Here is a 22,919-nt window from a genome sequence, read left to right as displayed (position 1 = left end):
GTGCGGAGGATATCGACACCGGGGGAGATATCCTTGTTGCAGACGCCGAGGCGCTGGGACACGATTGCGACAGGTGATTTTGGGGGCTCAATGTTCGGCGCTGCGTTGAAGTCGATTTCTGTGATCGAACGGCTCGGCGGCAAGGCACGCTTTGCGTCTTTCTTCTCCGTGTTGCTGCTCGCCCCGGCATTGTCCGGCTGCATCCTCGGCTCCGAGCGACCCGATCTCAATCTCGAAATCCCGACGACATACCGCGAGGCAAGTCGCGCGGCCCCCGACGCCGCTGTGCCGTCGCTGGACTGGTGGCGCGGGTTTCGTTCCAAGGAACTGACGTCGCTGATGGAAGCCGCGCAAACCGCCAACCTCGATATCGCTGTCGCCTATGCGCAGATCATCCAGGCCGACGCGCAAGCGGGCATCGCGGGCGCTCCCTTGTTGCCGTCGGTGACGGGAACGGCAACGGCCGAGCGGGCGCGCAGCGCGGCCTCCACGATCGGCGGCGTGTCCTCCCCTCCGGCCACGTTCTCGCAATACAATGTCGGTCTCACCGCCAGCTACATGATCGATTTCTGGGGCAAGAACCGCGCCACGCTTTATGCCGCCGAGGAGAATGCGACGGTCGCCCGATACAACCGCGACGTCGTGACCCTCACCACGGTCGTGACGGTCGCCAACACCTATTTCCAGATACTGGCGGCCCAGGATCAACTCCGCGTCGTCCGTCGGAATCTGGCGGCGGCGGAACGGATTCTGGAACTGATCAAGAAACAGTTCGCCGGCGGAACGGCGTCGCAACTCGACCTGTCGCAACAGGAAGCGCTGGTGGCGACCCAGCGGGCCGCCATTCCTCCGCTGCAGGTGACCTTGCGGCAGAATATCGCCGCGCTCGCGGTCCTCGTTGCGCGCGCGCCCGCGAACTTCAAGGTGAGCGGCGGAGCGACGACGCAAATCACGGTTCCGCGCGTCACGCCGGGCCTGCCTTCGGAACTGCTGTATCAGCGACCGGACATCCGCCAGGCCGAAGCGCAACTTGCATCCTCCAACTTCAGCGTCGAGGCGGCGCGGGCCGCGTTCTTTCCGCAAATCCAGCTCACCGGTCAAACCGGATCGCAAAGCGCGGCGCTTGCGGCGTTGTTCGGGCCGGGCGCGTGGTACTACACGCTCGCCGCAAGCCTGACCCAGCCGATCTTCGACGGCTTTCTTCTGGAAAGCCAATTGAAGCAGGCCAAGGGCTTGCAGCTTCAGTATCTGCAAGCCTATCGCAAAGCCGTACTCTCGGCCTTCGCCGATGTTGAAAAAGCGCTCGTCGCGCTTCAGCAATATACGCTGCAGGAGCGGCTGCAAAATGATGTAGTGTCGGCCTCCCGCAAAGCTTTCGAAGTCTCGGAAACGCAATTTCGTGGCGGCACGGTCAATCTCCTGACCGTTCTGCAGACGGAGCAAACCCTTTTCACCGCCGAGAATGTGCTGGTGCAGGTGCGGCTGACGAAGCTGCTCGCCGCCAGCAGTTTGTTTCAGGCGCTGGGCGGGGGATGGGTACCGGAGCGGACTGTATCCCTGAACAGAGACGCAGCGCCAGGTCATCTTTAAAAACGGTCGAGAGCAGACAGGCCAGCGCGACAAACGCCATGCCGTTATGTTTGGTGTCGAGCATCCAGCACGGCAGGTTATCGGCCTCGATCGCATAAGCGGCTCTATGGTTTTGAATTAACGCGTTTTCTTCACGCGAACCGGTGCCCATCCTCGGGTCAAGCCCGAGGACATGCTTCGCTCGAAAACGCTTTAGCTTCTCCTGTAGAGGCCGGCATAGGTGTCGCGCAGAATATTCTTCTGCACCTTGCCCATGGCGTTACGTGGCAGCGCGTCGACAAAAATCACGCGCTTCGGCATCTTGAACTTCGCCAGCCGGCCGTCGAGCGCGCCGAGCACCTTGGCCTCGCTGATATCGGCGTCCTTGTTGCAGACTACGACCGCGGTGACGCCTTCGCCGAAGTCTGCGTGCGGCACGCCGATGACGGCGGTCTCGACCACGCCCGGCAGGGCGTCGATCTCGCCTTCGATTTCTTTCGGGTAGACATTGAAGCCGCCTGAGATCACGAGGTCCTTGCCGCGGCCGAGAATGTGCACGTGATCCTCGCCGTCGATCTTGCCGATGTCGCCGGTGATGAAGAAGCCGTCGGAGCGGAATTCAGCCCTGGTCTTCTCCGGCATCCGCCAGTAGCCCTTGAACACGTTCGGACCCTTGACCTCGATCATGCCGATGGTCTCGCGCGGCAGTTCCTTGCCGGTTTCCGGATCGGTGACGCGAACGGAGACCCCTCGCAGCGCGCGGCCGACGGCACCGGGCACGCGATCGCCGTCATAGGGGTTCGAGGTGTTCATGCCGGTCTCGGTCATGCCGTAGCGTTCGAGCACGGCATGGCCGGTGCGGGCCGACCACTCGCGGTGGGTGTCGGCGAGCAGCGGCGCCGAGCCGGAAATGAACAGCCGCATATAGCGGGTCGATTCCTTCGTCAGCGCCGGATTTTGCAGCAGACGGGTGTAGAAGGTCGGCACGCCCATCAGCACGGTGGCGCGCGCCATCAGCCTGATGACGAGGTCGGGATCGAACTTCGGCAAGAAAATCATCGAGGCGCGCGCGAACAGCGTGACGTTGATCGCCACGAACAGTCCATGGGTGTGATAGATCGGCAGCGCGTGGATCAGCATGTCCGTGTCGGTGAAGCGCCAGCAATCGACGAGGCTGCAGGAGTTCGATGCCAGATTGTCATGGGTCAGCATGGCGCCTTTCGAGCGCCCGGTCGTGCCCGAGGTGTAGAGTATAGCCGCAAGGTCGTCGTCGGCGCGCGCGACGGTTGCGAACGCCGGCTTTGCCGTCATCGCCGCCTCCGTCAGCGATCCCTTGCCGCCGGCGCCGAGCGTCTCGACCTTCGCGCCGACCTTCGCCGCGATCGCCTTGATGCCATCCGCCTTGGACGGGTCGCAGACCACGAGCGCCGGCTCGGCGTCGGTGATGAAATAGTCGAGTTCGTTGAGGGTATAGGCTGTATTGAGCGGCAGGTAGACCGCACCGGCGCGCACCGTCGCGAGATAGAGCGCGAGATTCGGCACCGACTTTTCGACCTGTACCGCAACGCGGTCGCCGGGTTTGACGCCACGCGTCACTAGGGTGTTGGCCAGCCGGCCTGAGAACGCGATCAGGTCGCCATAGGTGATGCGCCGGCCGTCCAGCGTTTCGATCGCGATGCGGCCTGCGTCGTCGAGATCGTCGAACAGGCGTGAAAACAGGTTGGCGTTCATGACGGAGTTCCCGCTGGCAGTCTTGCGTCGTCCCGGCGCGGACAGCGTGGCCGACCGGACCGACAGGTGTTGAATAGCAAGGACGAGCGTCACGAGGCAACGAAGACAGTTGTTACGCGAAAGCCGGTCACTTCGGGAAAGCGGCCGAACGGTGCGGCCGGGCGCGAGCGGGACAGGGCGATCCGGCTCGCTTTTTTGTGAAGGGATGTCGCGCCAGTCCGGGGTGATATGCGGGGAATGCGATAACAAATTGCGGGTTCTGTCGTACAATATCTGCGAGGCTTTCTTCGCCCGTCGCTGGCGGGCGAAATATGTGGACTTGATGATGACGAGCATTTCAGCCGGCGATGGGCGCTTTGCCTCTCGACCCGCGAGGGCGATCCAGCCGGCGTGGGTCCGCGTCGTCCACTGGATCAATGCCGTGGCGATGATCGTCATGATCATGTCGGGCTGGCAGATCTATAATGCCTCGCCGCTGTTCGACTTCACCTTCTCGCGTTCGATCACGCTCGGCGGCTGGCTCGCCGGCGGGCTGCTGTGGCATTTCGCGGCGATGTGGCTGCTGATGGTCAACGGCCTCGTCTATCTTGTGCTTGGCCTCGCCACCGGACGCTTCCGCCGAAAGCTGTTGCCGATCACCCCAATGGGCGTTGCGGCCGATACAAGGGCGGCGCTGACCGGCAAGCTCTCACATCACGATCTGTCGCGATATAACCAGGTGCAGAAGCTTTTGTATGCGCTCGTCATCGTCGCGGGGATCGTGGTGGTGCTGTCGGGTCTCTCGATCTGGAAGCCGGTCCAGTTTCAGTGGCTGACAGCGGTGTTCGGCGGTTACGACGTCGCGCGCTATGTCCATTTCGCCTGCATGGCGCTGATCGTCGCATTCCTCGTCGTGCATGTCGCGCTCGCGCTGCTGGTGCCGAGAAGCCTGCGCGCGATGATTATCGGTCGGTAGGAAAGTCTGCCATGCGCCGTCTCCGTTCACTTCTGATCCCGGGCGTCGACAAGAAGCTGCTGGTCAGGGACGCTGTGAAATTGCTGCCCGATCCGGCGCGCCGCCGTTTCATCGCCGGCGGCGCCAGCCTCGGCGCATTGACGTTGCTGACGGGATGCGACGTGTCCGACAGTGTCTCGGCGGAAAAGCTTCTGGTGCGGATTTCGAAGTTCAACGACAAGGTGCAGGCCGCGATCTTCAATCCGAACACGCTGGCGCCGACCTATACGGAGGCCGACATCACGCGGCCGTTTCCATTCAACGGCTACTATGCCGAGGCGGAGGCGCCCGATCTCGACGGCGAGGACTACGAATTCGAGGTGCGGGGTCTCGTCGACAACAAGAAATCATGGACGCTGGACGAACTTTACAGGCTGCCCGAGGTCACCCAGATCACGCGGCATGTCTGCGTCGAGGGCTGGAGCGCGATCGGAAGCTGGAGCGGGACGCCGCTGCGCGATTTCCTCAAATTGATCGGCGCCGACACAAGGGCGAAGTATTGTTGGTTCCAGTGCGCCGATGTCGACGGCTACAACAGCCCGCTCGACATGGCGACCGCCCTGCATCCGCAGACCCAGATGACATTCAAGTTCGACGGAAAAATCCTGCCGCGCAAATACGGTTATCCGATGAAGATCAGGGTCCCGACCAAGCTCGGTTTCAAGAATCCGAAATACGTGATCTCGATGGAAGTCACCAACGACTACAAGGGCGGCTACTGGGAAGACCAGGGTTACAATTCCTTCAGCGGCCTCTGATGTGACTGGCCGCTGTTGTCCCCGGCTGTTATAAGCGGGTGCCGACGATACCCGACGCCTTGATTTCCGTAAGCCGGAGGTTTTCATGATAGCCCGTATCCTTTTGACGGCGACGACGCTCCTTGTCCTGACCGTGACCACGGCTTCGGCCAGTTCCGCCAGGGCCACGCTGAAAAACGCCGAAGGCGTCGATGTGGGCGGGGTTGAATTGATACAGGCCGATGATGGCGTTCTGCTCAAGGTCGCCCTGAAAGGCCTGCCGCCCGGCGATCACGCATTCCACATTCACGCGGTCGGCAAATGCGAGCCGCCGTTCACTTCTGCAGGGGGCCATTTCAACCCCGGCGACAAGAAGCACGGCATGATGGCGGCCGATGGCCACCATGCCGGCGACATGCCGAACCTTATCGTACCCGCCTCGGGCGAATTGAAGCTTGAAGTGGTCAATACCGCCATCACGCTCGACAAGGACAAGCCGAATTCGGTCCTGAAGCCCGGCGGCACAGCCGTCGTCGTCCACGCGGCGGCGGACGACTACAAGACCGATCCGACCGGCGATGCCGGCGGCCGCATCGCCTGCGGCGTCATCGAGTAGAGCGTTTTCGAGCGAAGCATGTCCTCAGGTTCGACTCGGGGATGGATATCGGTTCGCGTGAAGAAAACGCGCCAAAATAAAAGCATAGAGCCCCGCTTCTGATTCCATCAGAAGCGGGGCTCTATGCTGTCAGGACGGCGCGCCTCGCTGCAGCGGGCGCTGGAAGGCGGAGAGGATCGCACCGGCCGCCAGCATCGCCGCCGAGACGTTGAGCGCATAGGACAGGCTGCCCATGGCGTCGGTGATCGCGCCGACCACGACCGGCCCCAGCGTCTGACCGATGCCGAACGAAATTGTCATCGCCGCGATCGCGGTCGGCCATGCCGCGGGCGGATAGTTGAAGCGCACGAACGCCGTGGTCGAGGTCACCACCGCGAAAAACGCGACGCCGAACACCAGCGCCGATAATCCCAGTAAAAGCGGCGTATGGCCGAGCAGCGGCATCGCGGCTCCAATGGCATTGACGCCGAGGACGATGGTCATGCTGAGGCCGCCGCGGTCGAGGCCGAGCGTGCGCCGCCAGACCCAGGGCGTCGCCAGCGCGCTCAGTCCGATCAGGCTCCAGAACGCGCTTTGCGCCAGCGCGCCGCCGCCGCCGTCACGGACATAGGCGATCATGAACGTCATGTAGGCGATATAGCCCGCACCGAACAGGAAGTAGGCGGCGAGTAAGATGATGACAGGGCGAATCGCGAAGCGCCCCCGCGCCGTCTGCGGGCCGCTCGCGGCGATATCGAGGCGCGCGACGAACATCGGCACCGTCATCGCGATGGCGAGCACGGTCATCGCCCACCACACGATCCACCACGATCCCGGGCCGAAATATTGCAGCACGAACGGCGCGACGAGTCCGGACAAGAGAATGCCGATGCCGGGACCGGCGTAGAACAGGCTGAGCAGGACGTTCGATCGCGCAGGCTGCGATTGCGCGATCGTTGCCGCCAGCGTTCCGCCGGCGACGAATCCGATCGCCGCGGCAATTCCGACGACCAATCGGGCGAAGCTGAGAACGATGAAGTTGCCCGTCAGCGCACAGAGCGCCAGCGAGACCGCTGCGGCTGCCGTCGACCAGCGCGTGCTTGCGGCCGGCCCGAAGCGTCTCGCGACCGAGGCCGCGATCAACGCGCCGGCGAGATAACCGGCGGCGTTGATGGTATTCATGAAGCCGGCCGACGAATAGGACCAGCCGAGGCTGTCGCGCATGTCCGGCAGCACCAGAGAGTAGGCGAAGCGGCCGAGGCCAAGGCCGACGCTGGGCGCAAGCGACAGGATCAGGATCAGCCACGTGAGGTTCGCGGGCGCGGTTGGTCGCTCTGGTGCACTCACTGAAACCTCCGGCAGCGCGCATTGTGGCAGCTTCCGGCGGCAGGGCAATTGGCGCAAAGGCGTCTTGCCAACCGCGCAACACCGTCCTAGCAATCGACGTAACCTACGAACACCGATGTCATGCCCGGCCTTGTGCCGGGGATCCACGCCTTCATTGCTTGCAGCCAGGACGTGGATGGCCGGGACGTCTGCGCGAAGACGCGCTTCGCGCTTTAGCCCGGCCGTGACCAATTGAATGGGACATACGCTATGGCGACCTACAAGCTGCTTCTCCTGCCCGGCGACGGCATCGGCCCCGAGGTGATGGCGGAGGTGAAGCGGTTGATCGGCTGGCTGGATGCGCAGGGCATCGCCACATTCGAGACCGAGGAAGGATTGGTGGGCGGCGCGTCCTATGACGCCGACAAGGTCAGCATCACCGACGCCACCATGGCCAAGGCGCTCGCCGCCGACGCCGTGCTGTTCGGCGCGGTCGGCGGCCCGAAGTGGGACCCGGTGCCCTACGACGTGCGGCCGGAAGCGGGCCTGTTGCGGCTGCGCAAGGACCTTGGGCTCTACGCTAACCTGCGTCCGGCGATCTGCTATCCGGCGCTCGCGGAATCCTCCAGTCTCAAGCGGGACCTCGTGGAGGGCCTCGACATCATGATCGTGCGCGAGCTCACCGGCGGCGTCTATTTCGGCGAGCCGAAAACCATCACCGACCTCGGCAACGGCCAGAAGCGCGCCATCGACACCCAGGTCTACGACACCTATGAAATCGAGCGCATCGCGCGCGTGGCCTTCGATCTCGCCCGCAAGCGCCGCAACAAGCTGACCTCGATGGAAAAGCGCAACGTCATGAAGTCCGGCGTGCTCTGGCACGAGGTGGTGACGCAGATTCACCAGCGTGAATACAAGGACGTCGCGCTCGATCACCAGCTCGCGGATTCCGGCGGGATGCAGCTTGTGCGCCGCCCCAAGCAGTTCGACGTGATCGTCACCGACAACCTGTTCGGCGACATGCTCTCGGACATCGCGGCGATGCTGACCGGCTCGCTCGGCATGCTGCCGTCGGCGTCGCTCGGCGACATCGATCCGAAAACCGGAAAGCGCCGCGCGCTCTATGAGCCGGTGCATGGCTCCGCGCCCGATATCGCCGGGCAAGGGGCGGCCAATCCGATCGCGATGATGGCCTCGTTCGGGATGGCGCTGCGTTATTCCTTCGATATGGGGGATCTCGCGGACAAGCTCGATGCGGCGATCGCGGCGGTGCTCGCGAAAAGACTGCGCACGGCCGATCTAAAGTCCGAAGGCTCGACCGTCGTCAGCACGTCGCAGATGGGTGAGGCGATCGTGAAGGAGATTCAGGCGCTGCACGCCTGAGCCTTACCGACGTGTCCAATAAAGTGTTCAACAAAAATGCCCGGTTGTCCCGGGCATTTTCTTTTATGATCGCGGTTGCCGCGATCAGTACAGCGGAAATGCGGTCGGGTATCCGCCGAGATCGGCCGGGGAGCTGAGCGGCTGCCGGTCGATCGGCCGGTTCAGGTTTTCGCGGGCGAAGGAGGGATAGCCGAGCGCCGGGGGAAAGGCATAATCGCTGAACTTGCGCTCGCCGGGCAGCACTTCGGTGCCGGCATCCAGCCATGAGCGTTTGGAGATGTAGACGCGGGTGCGCGGGCCGGACTGGTACGACACGTTGGGTCCGGTCGGGCCATAAGCGCCGCTGCGGTCAGAGTGCTTGCGCTTGGCCGCGCTCGCGTCGGTGGCGTTGAAGCCGACCGCAACGAAGGCAGCCGCCGCAAGCAACAGCGCGAGGTTCTTCGCAGCCCGGGTCGCGGCGGGGAATTTCAAAGTCATCGCGTCCTCATAGATCCGAGTGACAACCTTTTTACCGTCCGGCGGGCGGGCGCCACAAGTCCAATTGAGCCACACCTTGCGAGAATAATGCCGGTGACGACGAAATGTTTCTTTGAATCCAACGCGCGGGGTCCGGAAGGTTCGGCGAAAGCGGGACTTAAGACCATGCCGCGGAGGGGGTGGGCTGTTCACCCGGTCGGGTCGATGCGGCCATAAGTCTCTGGTTTCAATGAACTATCGACCTCTATCACGGCACGCGCGCATACCTGCGCCTATATAACCCACATGATATGCGCCTGTATGGACGAGCAACTTCCCTGATAACCTTGGCGCCTATGTCGGCGAAGTCGCGCACAACCGAATGGATTTCGGCAGGCTGCACCGCCCGAATCGGTCACGTAGGAACCAGGGTCCGACGTTGTCTTGACGGCGTTTCTCGCATAGAAGCGCATCGTCTTCCTTTGTTCTGCGCGCGAGCGACAAGGGAGGCAATTTTCTTCGGAGAGTGAACGATGGGTTACAAAGTCGCGCTGGTCGGAGCGACCGGCAATGTCGGGCGTGAAATGCTCAACATTCTGGACGAGCGGAAATTCCCGGCGGACGAGGTGGTGGCGCTGGCCTCGCGGCGCAGCGTCGGCACCGAAGTCTCCTACGGCGACAAAACCCTCAAAGTCAAAGCGCTGGAAAATTACGATTTTAGCGATACCGACATTTGCCTGATGTCGGCCGGTGGCGCCGTGTCGAAGGAATGGTCGCCGAAGATCGGCGCGGCCGGCGCGGTCGTGATCGACAACTCGTCGACCTGGCGAATGGACCCGGACGTGCCGCTGGTCGTGCCCGAGGTCAACGCGGACGCGGTCGCTGGCTTCACCAAAAAGCACATCATCGCCAATCCGAACTGCTCGACCGCGCAGCTTGTGGTGGCGCTGAAGCCGCTGCACGATAAGGCCGTCATCAAGCGCGTCGTGGTCGCGACCTATCAGTCGGTGTCGGGCGCAGGCAAGGACGCCATGGACGAGCTGTTCGCCCAGACCAAGGCGGTCTACACCGCGAGCGAGCTCGTCACCAAAAAATTCCCGAAGCGTATCGCCTTCAACGTCATCCCCGAGATCGACGTGTTCATGGAGGACGGCTACACCAAGGAAGAATGGAAGATGATGATGGAGACCAAGAAGATTCTTGATCCCAAAATCAAGCTGACCGCGACCTGCGTACGCGTGCCGGTGTTCATCGGCCATTCGGAGGCCGTTACCATCGAGTTCGAGAAGCCGATCACGGCCGACGAGGCGCGCGGCATCCTGCGCAACGCGCCGGGCTGTCTGGTGATCGACAAGCACGAGCCGGGCGGCTACGTCACGCCGTACGAATCGGCGGGCGAGGACGCCACCTATATCAGCCGCATCCGCGAGGATGCGACCGTGGAGAACGGCCTGCAGCTCTGGTGCGTGTCGGACAATCTGCGCAAGGGCGCGGCGCTCAACGCGATCCAGATCGCCGAGTGCCTGATCAACCGCAAGCTGATCAGCGCCAAGCAGAAAGCCGCCTGACTTATAGCGTTTTCGAGCGAAGCATGTCCTCGGGCCTGACCCGAGGATGGATACCGGTTCGCGTGAAGAAAACGCGTCAAGATGCTTTACGCCGCGGCGCCAGGCTTTCCAGGCCCCGCGTCGGCTGCCCGCTCACAAGACCTCAGACGAGGCTATTGTCCCTGACGCTGCGGAATTCCTTGGTCTCGCGATCGAGCACGTAGAGCGAGCCTTCGGCGACGCCGAAATAGGCGCCGTGCAGGCGAAGATGTCCGCTCTCGACGGATTTCCGCACGAAGGGAAAGGTCATCAGGTTCTCGATGCTGCGGAACACCGCCGCCTTCTCGATGCGAGTGGCGAATTGCTTCTTCGTCTCGTGATCGCGCTGCTCGACGACCTCGCCGGGTTTGATGAACATCGCCACCCATTTGCCGATGAAGTCGCCGGGCGACAGCGGCGCGGTCTTGTTGATGATGGCGCTGACGCCGCCGCATTGCGCGTGGCCGAGGATCACAATGTGCTTCACCTTGAGCACCTGCACCCCGAATTCCAGCGCAGCCGAGACGCCGTGGGCATTGGCGTCGGGCTGATAGACCGGCACCAGGTTGGCGATGTTGCGCACCACGAACAGTTGGCCGGGCCCGGCATCGAAAATCACCTCCGGGGAGACGCGCGAATCGCAGCAGCCGATCACCATCGTCTCGGGCGACTGGCCGCGCTCGGACAGCGCGCGATAGCGCGATTGCTCCGCGGGCAGACGCTGTTCCGTGAAGGTGTGATAGCCGTCGATCAGTTGTTGCGGGAAAGTTTTCACGTCGCACCTCATCCGTCGTCCGCACGGTGAAACCACAGCCGGACGTTCCGAACAAGGCTTTCGAAGGCATGCCGCAAATGCTGCCGGCGGAGGCTCTGTCGATGACCGAGGCATCTCTGCCTCGGTCATCGAGCGGACCGTGCCGAAACGGGCAGGGGTGACGTCAGGGGCCGCCTGCGCCACCTCGGGGCCGCCGCGAGCAAGATCAGGCCCAGGCGCGCTCGCGCCTCGCCTTGTCCTCGTAGCTGTCGATCGCCGACTTCTTTTCCATCGTCAGGCCGATATCGTCGAGGCCGTTCAGCAGGCAGTGCTTGCGGAACGGGTCGATCTCGAATGTCGCTTTGCCGCCGTCGGGGCCGCGGATTTCCTGATTGGCGAGATCGATGGTCAGCGTCGCATTGGCGCCGCGCTCGGCGTCGTCGAACAGCTTGTCGAGGTCGGCTTGCGTCACGCGGATCGGCAGAATGCCGTTCTTGAAGCAGTTGTTGTAGAAGATGTCGCCGAACGAGGTGGAGATCACGCAGCGGATGCCGAAGTCGAGCAGCGCCCACGGCGCGTGTTCGCGCGACGAGCCGCAACCGAAATTGTCGCCGGCGACAAGGACCTTGGCGTTGCGATAGGCCGGCTTGTTGAGAATGAAGTCCGGATTCTCCGAGCCGTCGTCCCTGTAGCGCTGCTCCGAGAAAAGCCCCTTGCCAAGCCCGGTGCGCTTGATGGTCTTCAGATACTGCTTCGGAATGATCATGTCGGTGTCGACATTGATGATCTTCAGCGGCGCCGCGACGCCCTCCAGCGTTGTGAACTTGTCCATGACCGGGTTCCTCGTAAGCGGCCATTCTATCCCGACCCCGGCCTCGATCCAAGGTCGATCAGGCGGGGTTAGCCTGCCGTCTGCGCCTCGATCGCTTCCATGTCGGCATCGGACAGCCCCAGGTGGTGGCCGATTTCGTGGATCAGCACATGGCTGATGATGCGGCCGAGCGTTTCGTCATGCTCGGCCCAGTAGTCGATGATGGGACGGCGGTAGAGCCAGATCAGATTGGGCAGCCTTGCAACGTCATCGTGGCTCTGGAACGGCAGGCCCGTGCCCTGGAACAGCCCCAGCAGATCGTATTCGCTGTCGGCCTTCATCTCGTCCAGCACCTCGTCGGTCGGGAAATCCTCGACGCGGATGATGAGGCCCTCGCACAGGCGCCGGAAATGCTCGGGCAGGCGCACAAACGCCTCGTGCGCCATGGTTTCCATGTCAGTCAGCGAGGGGGCTTTGGCGGACGTCCACATGGCGTCTGTTTAGCCCGTGTTTCGCCGTCACGGCACCGTTTTTTGCGATCGAGGCGGTCTTGTAGAGTTGACGCGGGGGCGGCAATCGGAGACCGTTCGCCGCAAACAGGGTCAGTCGGGGCACGACTATGGACGTCAGGATGACAACGGCGGGGCTTGCGATGGGAGCACTGGTCCTGCTGCTGCCGGGTGCGATGCTGTCTGCGGGCGGCGCGCAGGCGCAAACGGCGGCGCGGAGCACGGATCGTGCCGTGCCGTCTGACGTGTCGGCCCGGACCCGCAAGCGGCGACCGCGCGTGCGCATCTATCGCCAGGACGAGCGTGGAGTCTATCCGAGCTACAATCCGGGTCCCGACGCGGTACGCGATTGCACCGCGTATTATGTGCAGGAATTCCGACCGAGCGGCACGGTGATCGTTCCGCGGATGAACTGTTACTGGCGCCACGGCTGACGGCGCCGCGCGGGCGCCGCTCGGCTCGTTCTCGATGTATTTCAACGAGAGTGTTTCAACGAGTCGGCAAGGCGAGAGTGCGATCAGCAAAAGTGGATTCCGGTTTTGCGTCCGATCGCGCTCTAAAATATGAGAATGCGCATGATCTTTTCGCCAAACCGCTCACACTTTGGCGGATCATGCGCCAGGTGTGCGACGCATCGTCGCCGCTGATGATTGCGGCAGGTACATTCACGTCGCATTCACATCGTCGCTTCTAGCTTCGTCGCTCGCATCGCGACGGCGATCTGCTGACGTGCGCGGTTACGTTTTCCACCCTAAGGAGGTCTATATGCTTTTGAAGAAAATTCTAGGATTTGCCGCCCTCGGTGCGCTTCTGGTTGTCGCGGCTCCCGCACAGCAGGCGCAGGCGGCAACGCCGGTCAGCCCGGGCATCGTCACCACCGCGCAGGTCGACGCCGGCAAGCTGACGACTGACGTGCAGTGGGGGCATCACCACAATCGCCACTGGCGGCCTCGCCATCATCACCATCATCACCACTGGCGGCCTCATCGCCATCACCATCACTATGGGCATCATCACCGTGGGCATCGTCACCAGGGGCATCATCGCCACAACCGTCATCGCCACTAGAGCGCTTACCGCTCTGATCGAATCAGAGCGGGCGCTCTAAGCTAACGGTGAACCGGTTTCCACTTCACCGGGAAATGCTTTAGCGCTGATCCGATCCGGGTGGTTGGCCAAAGCGGACCCCGCCCATAGTCGAACAGGCCCGCGTTGCGGGCCTGTTTTTTTTACGCGGCGCGGATATCATCAGAAGAATAGCCTAATTGCGGCAGCGCGCGTCAACCCAAGGGAATTGCCATGAAGACATATCTCGGCGTGGGCCTTGCAGCGGCAATCGTGGCGTTGTCCGGCGCAGCATCCCTCGAACGCGCGGAGGCGGGCTCGCGTTCCGGCGCTGTCGCCGCGCGGTCCACGGCGCTAACTGACGTCGGCGCGGCGCGGCGTGGCCATCGCGTGCATCGGAGACATCGCGACCGGCACCATCGTCCGCGCGTCTATGTACGTGGTCCTTATCAGCCCTACGACGAACGGCCATCTTACTACGTGCCGCAGGGACCGGCGCCGTTCTTTCCGTTCGGCTTCGGTTACGGCCTCGATCCGTCCTGGTAAGGACTGTCGAAGTCCATCCGCCTCAGGACGACGGCATCCCTTCCTCTGCAAGCCGGTGCCGAGATGCGCGGCCGCTGCGCGCCACGCCCGTTGCGCGCCGATGCAGTGATGCCGATCAGACCGGCAGCCGTTCCTTGTTCGCAGCGTCATAGACCGCGATCCGAAGGATCGGAAAACGCGACTTCAATTCGGTGGCGGCCTGCTTTGCCTGGGCCAGCGTCTCGAACTGATTCTTGAAATGCCCGTCGACCAGCAGCGTAAAGCCGGATGCGGGCGGCACGTCGGCGCGTGGCGCAGGACTGGATACCGGTTTGGTCGTCGTAGCGGCAGGCGTCGCCGGCACGACTGTGGGTGCGTGAATAATCGGGGCGGTGACGGCGGGAGCCGGCTTCGGCGGCAAGGTGAGAGCTTTGCGCGGCGCGGTCGCGACCGGCATTTCAGTCGCAGACGATGCGGCCTTGCTGCTGCTCTTCACGACCGCCACCGGCTTCGCAGCTTTGTCCTTTGCGGACGCCGGCTTTGCAGGCGTCTTGGGAGGCGTCCTTGTGGGCACCTTTGCCGATGCCTTCGCTTGGGCGGATGGACGCGCCGTTTTTGCTGCCTTGCGGGCAGGGGCTTTGGTCTTGGCTGTTTTCATGACATCATTACGACTGACGGAATTTTCCGGCGAAGGCAACCCACCAGTCCAGGCAGGCCGGATTCGCTATCGCATTCACGTTGATGTTTTTTCGATCGGATGACCGGATAGCAACGTCCTGATCGCAGCGCCCTGCTTTCTGCCGGACAATGCGCGCGGATCTTTCTTGCATCGCAAAAATTTCATGCGGCAGAAAGCGACTCGACTCGCTCTCGATCGCACGGTTGATATTTTGCTTCATTGCGGCGTCGGGCGCAAGGCCGCCGCGCAGCACGACGAATAGCGGCACGTCACTCTCTTGCGCCCGAGAAGTTTAAGATCGATCGCCATTCGGCCGGGTGTTGGGCATGAGACTATTTAGAGCGTTTTCGAGCGAAGTGGGCACCGGTTCGCGTGAAGAAAACGCGTCAATTCAAAATCATAGAGCCTCGCTTCTGATTCCATCAGAAGCGAAAAGGCTCTAGCGAAGATTTTCAATGCCACTCGCGCACGTCGACGAAATGTCCGGCGATCGCGGCCGCCGCCGCCATCGCCGGCGACACCAGATGCGTGCGGCCCTTGAAGCCTTGCCGTCCTTCGAAGTTGCGGTTGGAGGTCGAGGCGCAGCGCTCTTCCGGCTTCAGCTTGTCGGGATTCATCGCAAGGCACATCGAGCAGCCCGGCTCGCGCCATTCGAAACCGGCCTTGATGAAGATCTTGTCGAGGCCTTCGGCCTCCGCCTGCTCCTTCACAAGCCCCGAACCGGGCACGACCATGGCATTGACGTTGCCGTTCACCGTCCGGCCATCCGCGATCTTCGCCGCCGCGCGCAGATCCTCGATGCGGCCGTTGGTGCAGGAGCCGATGAAGACGCGGTCGAGCGTGATGTCGGTAATCCTGGTGCCGGCAGCCAGGCCCATATAGTGCAGCGCGCGCTCCTTGGAGAGCCGCTTCGCTTCGTCGGCGATGTCGGCAGGGTTCGGCACCTTGCCGGTCACCGAAATGACGTCTTCAGGACTGGTACCCCAGGTCACGATCGGCGGCAGCCTGGCGGCGTCGAGCCGAATCTCGTGATCGAAGTGCGCGCCGTCGTCGCTGCGCAGCGTCTCCCAGTAGCGCATCGCCGCGTCCCAGTCGGCGCCCCTCGGCGCTTTCGGGCGTCCTTTCAGGAACTCGTAGGCTTTCTCGTCCGGCGCGACCAGGCCGGCGCGTGCGCCGCCCTCGATCGACATGTTGCAGACCGTCATGCGGCCTTCCATCGTCAGCGCGCGGATCGCCTCGCCGGCATATTCCAGCACATAGCCGGTGCCGCCGGCGGTGCCGATCTCGCCGATGATGGCGAGGATGATATCCTTGGCGGTGACGCCGTCCGGCAGCGTGCCGTAGACGACGGCGCGCATGTTCTTTGCTTTCTTCTGGATCAGCGTCTGCGTCGCCAGCACATGCTCGACCTCGGAGGTGCCGATGCCGTGCGCCAGCGCGCCGAACGCGCCGTGGGTCGAGGTGTGGCTGTCGCCGCAGACGATGGTGGTGCCGGGCAGGGTAAAGCCCTGCTCGGGACCGATGACGTGGACGATGCCCTGACGCTTGTCGAACTCGTTGTAGTATTCGATGCCGAAATCCTTGGCATTCTGCGCCAGCGTCGCGATCTGCTCGGCGCTCTCCGGATCGGGATTGGGCTTGGTGCGATCGGTCGTCGGCACGTTGTGATCGACCACCGCGAGCGTTTTCTCCGGCGCATGAACCTTGCGGCCGGCTACGCGCAGGCCCTCGAACGCTTGAGGCGACGTCACTTCATGCACGAGGTGACGATCGATGTAGATCAGGCAGGTGCCGTCCTCGGCCTCGTGGACGAGATGATCGTTCCAGATCTTGTCGTACAGGGTTGTCGGTTTGGACATGGACGTGAACCTTTTGGAAACTCTTTGAGCGGGTCGCGCGGACGCGCGAGACAGTCGCTGACGAGGGAACGCGGCGTCAGACCGCGCGCCTAAGCTCCGAGGTTGCGGATGTCGCGAACCGTCCGAAAAAGCGTCCGGGCAACCGGCTGCGGTCGTCGATCACGATGCGCGTGATGAGGCGGCCGATGCCCATGCTGGTCTGATCTGGAACCATTCCATCTTCTAACATGGCCACCTACGCCGCGACAATCGAACGATCGTACCGCGGCGGCCTGCATCCGCGATAGATAGGCGCGAGCACGGCAATAAAAAAGCGCGGCCGATGCCGCGCTTTCGAAAAGCTTCGGAGGCGGGGCGGCGTGCGCTCAGCTCGTCGCGGCCGCGCGGTCCGTCTTCTTCTCGACAATGCGGGCCGACTTGCCGCGCAGATTGCGCAGGTAATAAAGCTTGGCGCGGCGCACCTTGCCGCGGCGCACCACCTTGATCGAGTCGATCATCGGCGACATCACCGGAAACACGCGCTCGACGCCCTCGCCGTAGGAAATCTTGCGGACCGTGAAGCTCTCGTTGAGCCCGCCGCCGGAGCGGCCGATGCACACGCCTTCATAGGCCTGTACGCGGGTGCGCTCGCCTTCGACCACCTTGACGTTGACGATCACGGTGTCGCCGGGGCCGAACTCCGGAATGGTCTTGGTTGCCGATAGTTTGTCGAACTGCTCTTTTTCGAGCTGCTGAATGATGTTCATTGCAATCTCCATCGGCGACGCGCCCGGCCAATTGAGGGGGCTGCGCGGAATTCTTCTGTCCAGTATCCAGCGGCGCGTATTCCGCAAAAGTGGATACCGGTTTTGCGAAAAGAATACGCGCAACTCAATGAGTGAGAGCATTCTCTATCGGCAAACCGGGTTCCACTTTGCCTGAAAATGCTCGCTGCGCGGATTTGGCGCTCATATACGGCAAAGCCGGGGCGTTGTCACCCGTCTGTGTTGCTTTTTGGCGGATTTTGCCCGGCCCATGCCGTCCAGAGGTCGGGCCGGCGGGCCTTCGTGAGGGCTTCCGCCTCGGCCCGTCGCCAGGCCGCTACTTTGGCGTGGTCGCCGGACAGAAGGATGTCGGGGATCGGGCGGCCCTCGAACTGCTGCGGGCGGGTGTATTGGGGATATTCAAGCAGTCCGTGCGAAAAACTCTCGTCTGCGCCGGATTCCGCCTTGCCCATCACGCCCGGCAAAAGCCGGACACAGGCGTCGATCAGCGCCATCGCGGGGATTTCGCCCCCTGACAGCACATAATCTCCGATGGACACCTCCGCGAGCCCGCGGGCCTCGATGACCCGCTGGTCCACCCCCTCGAACCGCGCGCAGACAATCAGCGGCCCCGGCCCTGCGGACAATTCTACGATCTGTGACTGGGTCAATGGCCGACCTCGCGGACTCATCAGCAGGCGTGGCCTGTCCGGCGAAAACTCCGCCGCGTCGATGGCTTTGGCAAGCACATCGGCGCGCAGCACCATGCCCGGACCGCCGCCGGCCGGGGTGTCATCGACGCTACGGTGACGGTCGGCGGCGGAGCAGCGGATATCGCGGACGTCCAGCGCCCACAGGCCGGCGACGAGCGCCCTCCCGGCGAGGCTCAAGCCGAGCGGCCCCGGAAACATCTCGGGAAACAGCGTCAGGACGGTCGTGCGCCACATGGACTACCACCAGGAGATCATCGTGTAACGGCGTCATACGCGGGCTTGACCCGCGTATCCATCATCTTTCGGAAATGATGGATCGCCGGATCAAGTCCGGCGATGACGGCAGAATACGGAACAGTGGCGTGGGTCATGCCTGGTCAGGCGTATCGCCGTCGATCTCGCCGGGCATCTCGATCACCACGCGTCCGCCGGCGATATCCACGGTCGGCACCACGGCATCGGTGAACGGCAGCATCAGCGTCGGACCGTGCGCGGGCGCGATCTCGATGATGTCGCCGGCGCCGAAATTGTGGATGGCGGCGACGGTTCCGAGCGGCTTGCCGGCCACATCGACGGCGGCAAGACCGATCAGGTCGGCGTGGTAGAATTCGCCCTCGTCTGTCGCCGGAAGCTTGTCGCGCGCGACGTAGAGGTCGGTGCCGTTGAGCCGCTCGGCCTCCTCGCGCGTGGTCACGCCTGTGAGCGTTGCGACGAGGTAGTCCTTGACCTCGCGCGCGTGCGTTACTTCAAACTGGCGTGCGCCATCCTTTGTCGAGAGCGAGCCGTATCGCGTCACCGCAATCGGGTCTTCGGTGAAGGTCCACAGCCGCACCTCGCCGCGCAGGCCATGCGCGGCGCCGATCCGGGCCACGCAGACGCGCGCCGTCATGCCGGTTCAGCCTCAGGACTTCGCGGCGGCTTCGGCCTGCGCCTTGCGCTCCTTGCGCGGCACGGCCTTCTCCGGGTTGTTGCGCGCCGTGCGCTTCTTGACGCCGGCGGCATCGAGGAAACGCGCCACGCGGTCGGACGGCTGCGCGCCCTTGGCGAGCCAGGCCTTGACCTTGTCGAGGTCGATCTTGAGCCGGTCGGCATTGTCCTTCGGCATCAGCGGGTTGAAGTAGCCGAGCCGCTCGATGAAACGGCCGTCGCGCGGATAGCGCGAATCGGCGACGACGACATGATAGACCGGCCGCTTCTTGGTGCCGGCACGGGCGAGGCGGATCACGACGGGCATAAGGTTCTCCTTTGGAAGTCTGTCTGGTGAGTTGGTTGTGTTGTTAAAGCGGGGAGAAGTCGTCATGCCCGCCAACGGGTCCGGCTTTGCCGGCCCGATGACAGGCTCCAGCGGGCATCCAGTAACCTCGGATCAGCCAATTGAAACGATAGGCCACCGAGTACTGGATCGTCCGCCTTCGCGGACGATGACGCCGTGGGATGGGAGGGAGTGACGGCAGTCATTTCTTCTTCCGGGGAAAGCCGAGGCCGGGCAGCGTCGGCTTGCCGCCAAGTCCGGTGAGGCCGGGAAGGTTAGGTAGGCCGCCGCGCAATCCCGCCGGCAGATCCTTCGGCATTTGCGGCAGGCCGTCGGCGCCTTTCGGCATTTTTTCCGCCAGCGCTTTCATCTGTTCGGGGCTCGGCATGCCCCCTCCAAAGCCCATCGCCTGCGCGATGCCGGCGAGCGCGCCGCGCTTGCCGGTTGCCATCATCTTCATCATGTCGGCCATACTGCGATGCATCTTGAGCAGCTTGTTGATCTCCTCGACCTTCTGGCCGGCGCCGGCAGCGATGCGCCGCTTGCGACTGGCCTTCAGGATATCGGGATGCTTGCGCTCCTGTCGCGTCATCGAATCGATCACCGCGACCTGACGTTTGATAATCCTGTCGTCGAGACCGGCTGCGGCGATCTGGTTCTTCATCTTGGCGACGCCGGGCATCATGCCCATCAGGCCGGATACGCCGCCCATTTTCGTCATCTGCAACAACTGCTCGCGCATGTCGTTGAGGTCGAACTGGCCCTTGCGCATCTTCTCGGTCGTGCGCGCGGCTTTTTCGGCGTCGATATTGGCGGCGGCCTTTTCGACCAGCGTGACCACGTCGCCCATGCCGAGGATGCGGCCGGCGATGCGGGAGGGATGGAAATCCTCCAGCGCGTCGGTTTTTTCGCCGGTACCGATCAGCTTGATCGGCTTGCCGGTGACCTGACGCATCGATAGCGCGGCGCCGCCGCGGCCGTCGCCGTCCACTCGAGTCAGCACGATGCCGGTGAGGCCGACGCGCTCGTCGAACGAGCGCGCGAGGTTGACCGCGTCCTGGCCGGTCAGCGAGTCCGCAACCAGCAGCACTTCGTGCGGGCGGGCGGCGGCCTTGATGTTCGCCGCCTCGGACATCATTTCGTTGTCGAGCGTGGTGCGGCCGGCGGTGTCGAGCAGCACCACGTCGTAACCGCCAAGCTTGCCGGCTTCCAGCGCGCGGCGCGCGATCTGCTCGGGCTTCTGGCCCGCGAGGATCGGCAGCGTCTGGATATCGAGATCGCGGCCGAGCACCGCGAGCTGCTCCATCGCTGCCGGCCGATAGATGTCGAGCGAGGCCATCAGGACTTTACGTTTGTCGCGCTCGGTCAGCCGTCGCGCCAGCTTTGCTGTCGTGGTGGTCTTGCCCGAGCCCTGCAGGCCGACCATCATGATGGTGATCGGCGGCACCCCATTGAGGTCGATGGTCTGGCCGTCGGCACCGAGCGTGGCGATCAGCTCGTCATGGACGATCTTCACCACCATCTGGCCCGGCGTCACCGATTTGACGACGGTGGCGCCGATCGCCTGCTCGCGGACCTTGTCGGTAAAGCTTCTGACGACATCGAGCGAGACGTCGGCCTCGAGCAGCGCCCGGCGCACCTCGCGCATGGCGGCATCGACATCGGCTTCCGTCAGCGCGCCGCGCCGCGTCAGCCGATCAAGAATGCCACCGAGCCTTTCCGACAGATTGTCGAACATGAGCCGTTCCTGTCTTCATCTTCGTCACGGCCGGGACAAGTCCGGGAATGACGATCGAGGGTCTGTGAGACGCAAACCCAAAACACGTTTGCGCCCGAGGGCGCACAGCGCTGTCGGGCGTTGACCTCCGGCCCCTGCGGCCGGTCGGCGGGTCGAAAAGAACATCTCTTCGAGAATTCGGGCGGATTTACAGGCGCGGGCCTGCCGGAGTCAAGCCGATTGGCGCGGCAGTTGCCCGGTTTTCAGCGCGCATGACCAACGGAATCGGCATTCCGCGCGATCGCTTTGGAGCGGCGATGGCATCACGGCCCCTCCTTGATCGCCCAGGAGACGCCGACTGTGACGCTCAGCGTCTCTTCGCCGGGCGCGATGGCGACGTCCGCGGCCATCGGCGCCGCGGCCCGGCGATACATCACCGGCCCGGGTGATCCCTCTTCCGAAATGCTCAGGGGCGCGCCGAGCGTGACGCCCGCCGCCTTGGCATAGATCTCCGCCTTGCGCCGCGCGTCGGCGATCGCCTGGGTGCGGGCGTCGTCGAGGAGTTTCGACGCGTTGGACACCATGAAATGGATGCCGCCGATATCGTTGGCGCCGGCCGCGGTCACCGCGTCGATCACGCTGGCGACCTTGAGGATGTCGCGCAGCTTGACGGTGACGCGGTTGGTGGCGCGATAGCCGGTGAGGACGTTCGGTCCGGGGCGGTTCTGATTGGCATATTGCGGCTGCAGCGACAGTCGCGAGGTCTGATAGTCCTTTTCAGCAATGCCCGCGCTTTTCAGCGCCAGCAAAACCTTGCCCATGGCGGCGTTGTTGGCGTCGGAGGCTTCGCGCGCGGTCTTGGCGTCGGTCGTGACGCCTGCTTCGATCCGCGCGAGATCGGGCGGCACCGAGATTGTGGCTTCGCCGGTTACCGCGACCGTCGGCGGCGGCGCCGCTTCGGCTTGCGCCGGCATCGCGGCCAGAGCGGCGACGGTGGCAACGGCGATCGTGAGAGGGATCCGGTTTGGCATGACGGCTCTCATTTCAGCGGCACATAGACGTTGATGACCAGATTGTCTTCTTCGGTCTTCAGCGGATCGGTCATGTATTCCTCGATGAAGGTATCCTTGGCCTCGAGCTTCTTGTCGTCAAGGTGGTTGGTGATCGCCTCATAGGTGTTGTCCATGTTGTCATAGGAGCCTCGATGCACGAACTTCAGCGCCTTGCCCTCGGGTGACTTGCCCATGCTCATGGCCTTGGGCAGGTAATTGAGGTCCTGATCGACCGGGACTTCCGCCAGAAACGAGAAGCCGGTGTCGTCGGTCGAGGTGTAGACGATCATCATATTGCCGGCGGCCTTGACGCCCTGCTTGTCGAGAACGGCCGCCAGCGACTTGAAGGAATCGATAAGCGTCTCGAACGCGGTGTCCCAGGTGGCGTTGTTTCTGAATGTCAGGACGGTCTTCGGCACCAGCGTGAATTCCTCGCCAAAGGGATCGGCGGTCTGCACCGGCGCGGTGACCGGCGGCTTCGGGGCCTCGGCGGTCGGGTTCTCCGGCGTCTGCACTTCGGCCGGGGGTGGGGTCGGTGTGGCCGGCGTTGTCGTTCCGGGCGCGGTCGGTGCGGCAGGCGGAGCCGGGGTTGCGGGCGCCGTCGCGCCGGGAGGGGCCGCGGGCGGTGTCTGGGCCAGCACGGTGGAGAGCCCGAGCGACAAGGCCGCCGGAATCATTGCGATCGCGAGGCGGCGAAAGAGGCGGGGGCAATTCATTATAGAGGGTCTCCCTGGTCGTGCCGGCCGATGTCCGCGAGACCCGGTCCTTAGCCGCTGTTACGGGCGGAATCATGCGATGCTTAACACGCGGCTTCGGCGTCCGTCCCATGACAGATATGTCATGCCGCATCGTGGCGGGTGTGG

General features: G+C 63.4%; 26 protein-coding genes. 9 read left to right on the top strand and 17 right to left on the bottom strand.

The features are described from left to right. Positions 1–90 precede the first annotated feature (90 nt). Entirely contained in the window at positions 91–1,590 is a 1,500-nt protein-coding gene (locus NHAM_RS18465) for an efflux transporter outer membrane subunit (RefSeq protein ID WP_011511970.1), read from the top strand. Positions 1,591–1,782: 192 nt separating this feature from the next. On the opposite strand, the gene NHAM_RS18460 is transcribed toward NHAM_RS18465, so the two are convergent. Then, a complete protein-coding gene (locus NHAM_RS18460; protein WP_011511969.1) occupies positions 1,783–3,300 on the bottom strand; it encodes a malonate--CoA ligase in 1,518 nt (505 codons plus the stop codon). A gap of 325 nt (positions 3,301–3,625) precedes the next feature. On the opposite strand from NHAM_RS18460, the gene NHAM_RS18455 reads away from it, so the two are divergent. From NHAM_RS18455 to NHAM_RS18445, 3 genes are all read left to right on the top strand, one after another. Further along, positions 3,626–4,255 carry a cytochrome b/b6 domain-containing protein gene (locus tag NHAM_RS18455; RefSeq protein ID WP_011511968.1) on the top strand — a complete coding sequence of 210 codons (630 nt, stop codon included), beginning with the start codon at positions 3,626–3,628 and terminating at the stop codon, positions 4,253–4,255. An 11-nt stretch (positions 4,256–4,266) separates the two neighbouring features. Continuing rightward, on the top strand, positions 4,267–5,052 hold the full coding sequence (locus tag NHAM_RS18450) for a molybdopterin-dependent oxidoreductase (protein WP_011511967.1): 786 nt from the start codon (positions 4,267–4,269) through the stop codon (positions 5,050–5,052). A gap of 85 nt (positions 5,053–5,137) precedes the next feature. Further along, positions 5,138–5,647, top strand: coding sequence for a superoxide dismutase family protein (locus NHAM_RS18445; protein WP_011511966.1), 510 nt, complete (start codon positions 5,138–5,140; stop codon positions 5,645–5,647). A gap of 129 nt (positions 5,648–5,776) precedes the next feature. Here the strand turns inward: NHAM_RS18445 and NHAM_RS18440 are convergent, their stop codons facing one another. After that, on the bottom strand, positions 5,777–6,973 hold the full coding sequence (locus NHAM_RS18440) for a YbfB/YjiJ family MFS transporter (RefSeq protein WP_011511965.1): 1,197 nt from the start codon (positions 6,971–6,973) through the stop codon (positions 5,777–5,779). Positions 6,974–7,222: 249 nt separating this feature from the next. Between NHAM_RS18440 and leuB the strand changes: the two genes are divergently transcribed. After that, entirely contained in the window at positions 7,223–8,335 is a 1,113-nt protein-coding gene (gene leuB, locus NHAM_RS18435; protein ID WP_011511964.1) for a 3-isopropylmalate dehydrogenase, read from the top strand. A gap of 84 nt (positions 8,336–8,419) precedes the next feature. On the opposite strand, the gene NHAM_RS18430 is transcribed toward leuB, so the two are convergent. Beyond that, positions 8,420–8,812: a hypothetical protein gene (locus tag NHAM_RS18430; protein ID WP_011511963.1), complete on the bottom strand. Its 393-nt coding sequence runs from the start codon at positions 8,810–8,812 to the stop codon at positions 8,420–8,422. 512 nt (positions 8,813–9,324) lie between these two features. On the opposite strand from NHAM_RS18430, the gene NHAM_RS18425 reads away from it, so the two are divergent. After that, positions 9,325–10,359, top strand: a complete 1,035-nt coding sequence (locus tag NHAM_RS18425) for an aspartate-semialdehyde dehydrogenase (protein WP_011511962.1) — start codon at positions 9,325–9,327, stop codon at positions 10,357–10,359. Positions 10,360–10,501: 142 nt separating this feature from the next. Here NHAM_RS18425 and NHAM_RS18420 read toward each other — a convergent pair whose 3' ends face one another. The 3 genes from NHAM_RS18420 to NHAM_RS18410 form a co-directional block, all read right to left on the bottom strand. Beyond that, positions 10,502–11,152, bottom strand: a complete 651-nt coding sequence (locus NHAM_RS18420; RefSeq protein WP_041359245.1) for a carbonic anhydrase — start codon at positions 11,150–11,152, stop codon at positions 10,502–10,504. Positions 11,153–11,357: 205 nt separating this feature from the next. Next, entirely contained in the window at positions 11,358–11,963 is a 606-nt protein-coding gene (leuD, locus tag NHAM_RS18415) for a 3-isopropylmalate dehydratase small subunit (protein WP_011511960.1), read from the bottom strand. Between the two features lie 68 nt (positions 11,964–12,031). After that, positions 12,032–12,433, bottom strand: coding sequence for a metallopeptidase family protein (locus NHAM_RS18410; protein ID WP_011511959.1), 402 nt, complete (start codon positions 12,431–12,433; stop codon positions 12,032–12,034). Positions 12,434–12,561: 128 nt separating this feature from the next. Between NHAM_RS18410 and NHAM_RS18405 the strand changes: the two genes are divergently transcribed. After that, positions 12,562–12,885, top strand: coding sequence for a hypothetical protein (locus NHAM_RS18405; protein WP_011511958.1), 324 nt, complete (start codon positions 12,562–12,564; stop codon positions 12,883–12,885). Positions 12,886–13,234: 349 nt separating this feature from the next. On the opposite strand, the gene NHAM_RS26910 is transcribed toward NHAM_RS18405, so the two are convergent. Then, positions 13,235–13,516, bottom strand: coding sequence for a hypothetical protein (locus NHAM_RS26910; protein WP_157043678.1), 282 nt, complete (start codon positions 13,514–13,516; stop codon positions 13,235–13,237). A 234-nt stretch (positions 13,517–13,750) separates the two neighbouring features. On the opposite strand from NHAM_RS26910, the gene NHAM_RS18395 reads away from it, so the two are divergent. Further along, positions 13,751–14,062 (top strand): hypothetical protein, encoded by a 312-nt coding sequence (locus tag NHAM_RS18395; protein ID WP_011511956.1) that lies wholly within the window; start codon positions 13,751–13,753, stop codon positions 14,060–14,062. A 115-nt stretch (positions 14,063–14,177) separates the two neighbouring features. Here NHAM_RS18395 and NHAM_RS18390 read toward each other — a convergent pair whose 3' ends face one another. Beyond that, positions 14,178–14,537, bottom strand: coding sequence for a hypothetical protein (locus tag NHAM_RS18390; protein ID WP_245269939.1), 360 nt, complete (start codon positions 14,535–14,537; stop codon positions 14,178–14,180). On the opposite strand from NHAM_RS18390, the gene NHAM_RS28395 reads away from it, so the two are divergent. Next, positions 14,521–14,802: a hypothetical protein gene (locus NHAM_RS28395; protein ID WP_245269938.1), complete on the top strand. Its 282-nt coding sequence runs from the start codon at positions 14,521–14,523 to the stop codon at positions 14,800–14,802. The genes NHAM_RS18390 and NHAM_RS28395 overlap by 17 nt on opposite strands. 370 nt (positions 14,803–15,172) lie before the next feature. Here NHAM_RS28395 and leuC read toward each other — a convergent pair whose 3' ends face one another. The 9 genes from leuC to NHAM_RS18345 form a co-directional block, all read right to left on the bottom strand. Continuing rightward, positions 15,173–16,579 carry a 3-isopropylmalate dehydratase large subunit gene (gene leuC / locus NHAM_RS18380; protein WP_011511954.1) on the bottom strand — a complete coding sequence of 469 codons (1,407 nt, stop codon included), beginning with the start codon at positions 16,577–16,579 and terminating at the stop codon, positions 15,173–15,175. A 76-nt stretch (positions 16,580–16,655) separates the two neighbouring features. Then, entirely contained in the window at positions 16,656–16,793 is a 138-nt protein-coding gene (locus NHAM_RS27670; RefSeq protein WP_198136954.1) for a hypothetical protein, read from the bottom strand. A 151-nt stretch (positions 16,794–16,944) separates the two neighbouring features. Then, positions 16,945–17,325, bottom strand: a complete 381-nt coding sequence (rplS, locus tag NHAM_RS18375) for a 50S ribosomal protein L19 (RefSeq protein WP_011511952.1) — start codon at positions 17,323–17,325, stop codon at positions 16,945–16,947. Positions 17,326–17,552: 227 nt separating this feature from the next. Further along, on the bottom strand, positions 17,553–18,269 hold the full coding sequence (gene trmD, locus NHAM_RS18370; RefSeq protein ID WP_011511951.1) for a tRNA (guanosine(37)-N1)-methyltransferase TrmD: 717 nt from the start codon (positions 18,267–18,269) through the stop codon (positions 17,553–17,555). A gap of 133 nt (positions 18,270–18,402) precedes the next feature. Then, positions 18,403–18,924 carry a ribosome maturation factor RimM gene (rimM, locus tag NHAM_RS18365; protein WP_011511950.1) on the bottom strand — a complete coding sequence of 174 codons (522 nt, stop codon included), beginning with the start codon at positions 18,922–18,924 and terminating at the stop codon, positions 18,403–18,405. Between the two features lie 12 nt (positions 18,925–18,936). Further along, complete coding sequence (gene rpsP, locus NHAM_RS18360) at positions 18,937–19,269, bottom strand: 30S ribosomal protein S16 (protein WP_011511949.1); 333 nt, start codon at positions 19,267–19,269, stop codon at positions 18,937–18,939. A gap of 220 nt (positions 19,270–19,489) precedes the next feature. Continuing rightward, a complete protein-coding gene (gene ffh / locus NHAM_RS18355) occupies positions 19,490–21,025 on the bottom strand; it encodes a signal recognition particle protein (protein WP_011511948.1) in 1,536 nt (511 codons plus the stop codon). A 302-nt stretch (positions 21,026–21,327) separates the two neighbouring features. Next, positions 21,328–22,035 (bottom strand): SIMPL domain-containing protein, encoded by a 708-nt coding sequence (locus tag NHAM_RS18350; RefSeq protein ID WP_041359244.1) that lies wholly within the window; start codon positions 22,033–22,035, stop codon positions 21,328–21,330. 8 nt (positions 22,036–22,043) lie between these two features. Then, on the bottom strand, positions 22,044–22,772 hold the full coding sequence (locus NHAM_RS18345) for a GyrI-like domain-containing protein (protein ID WP_011511946.1): 729 nt from the start codon (positions 22,770–22,772) through the stop codon (positions 22,044–22,046). Positions 22,773–22,919 lie beyond the last annotated feature (147 nt).

The sequence above is a fragment of the Nitrobacter hamburgensis X14 genome, assembly GCF_000013885.1.
Taxonomy (GTDB): Bacteria; Pseudomonadota; Alphaproteobacteria; order Rhizobiales; family Xanthobacteraceae; genus Nitrobacter; species Nitrobacter hamburgensis.
This window is presented reverse-complemented; position numbering and strand designations above follow the sequence as displayed.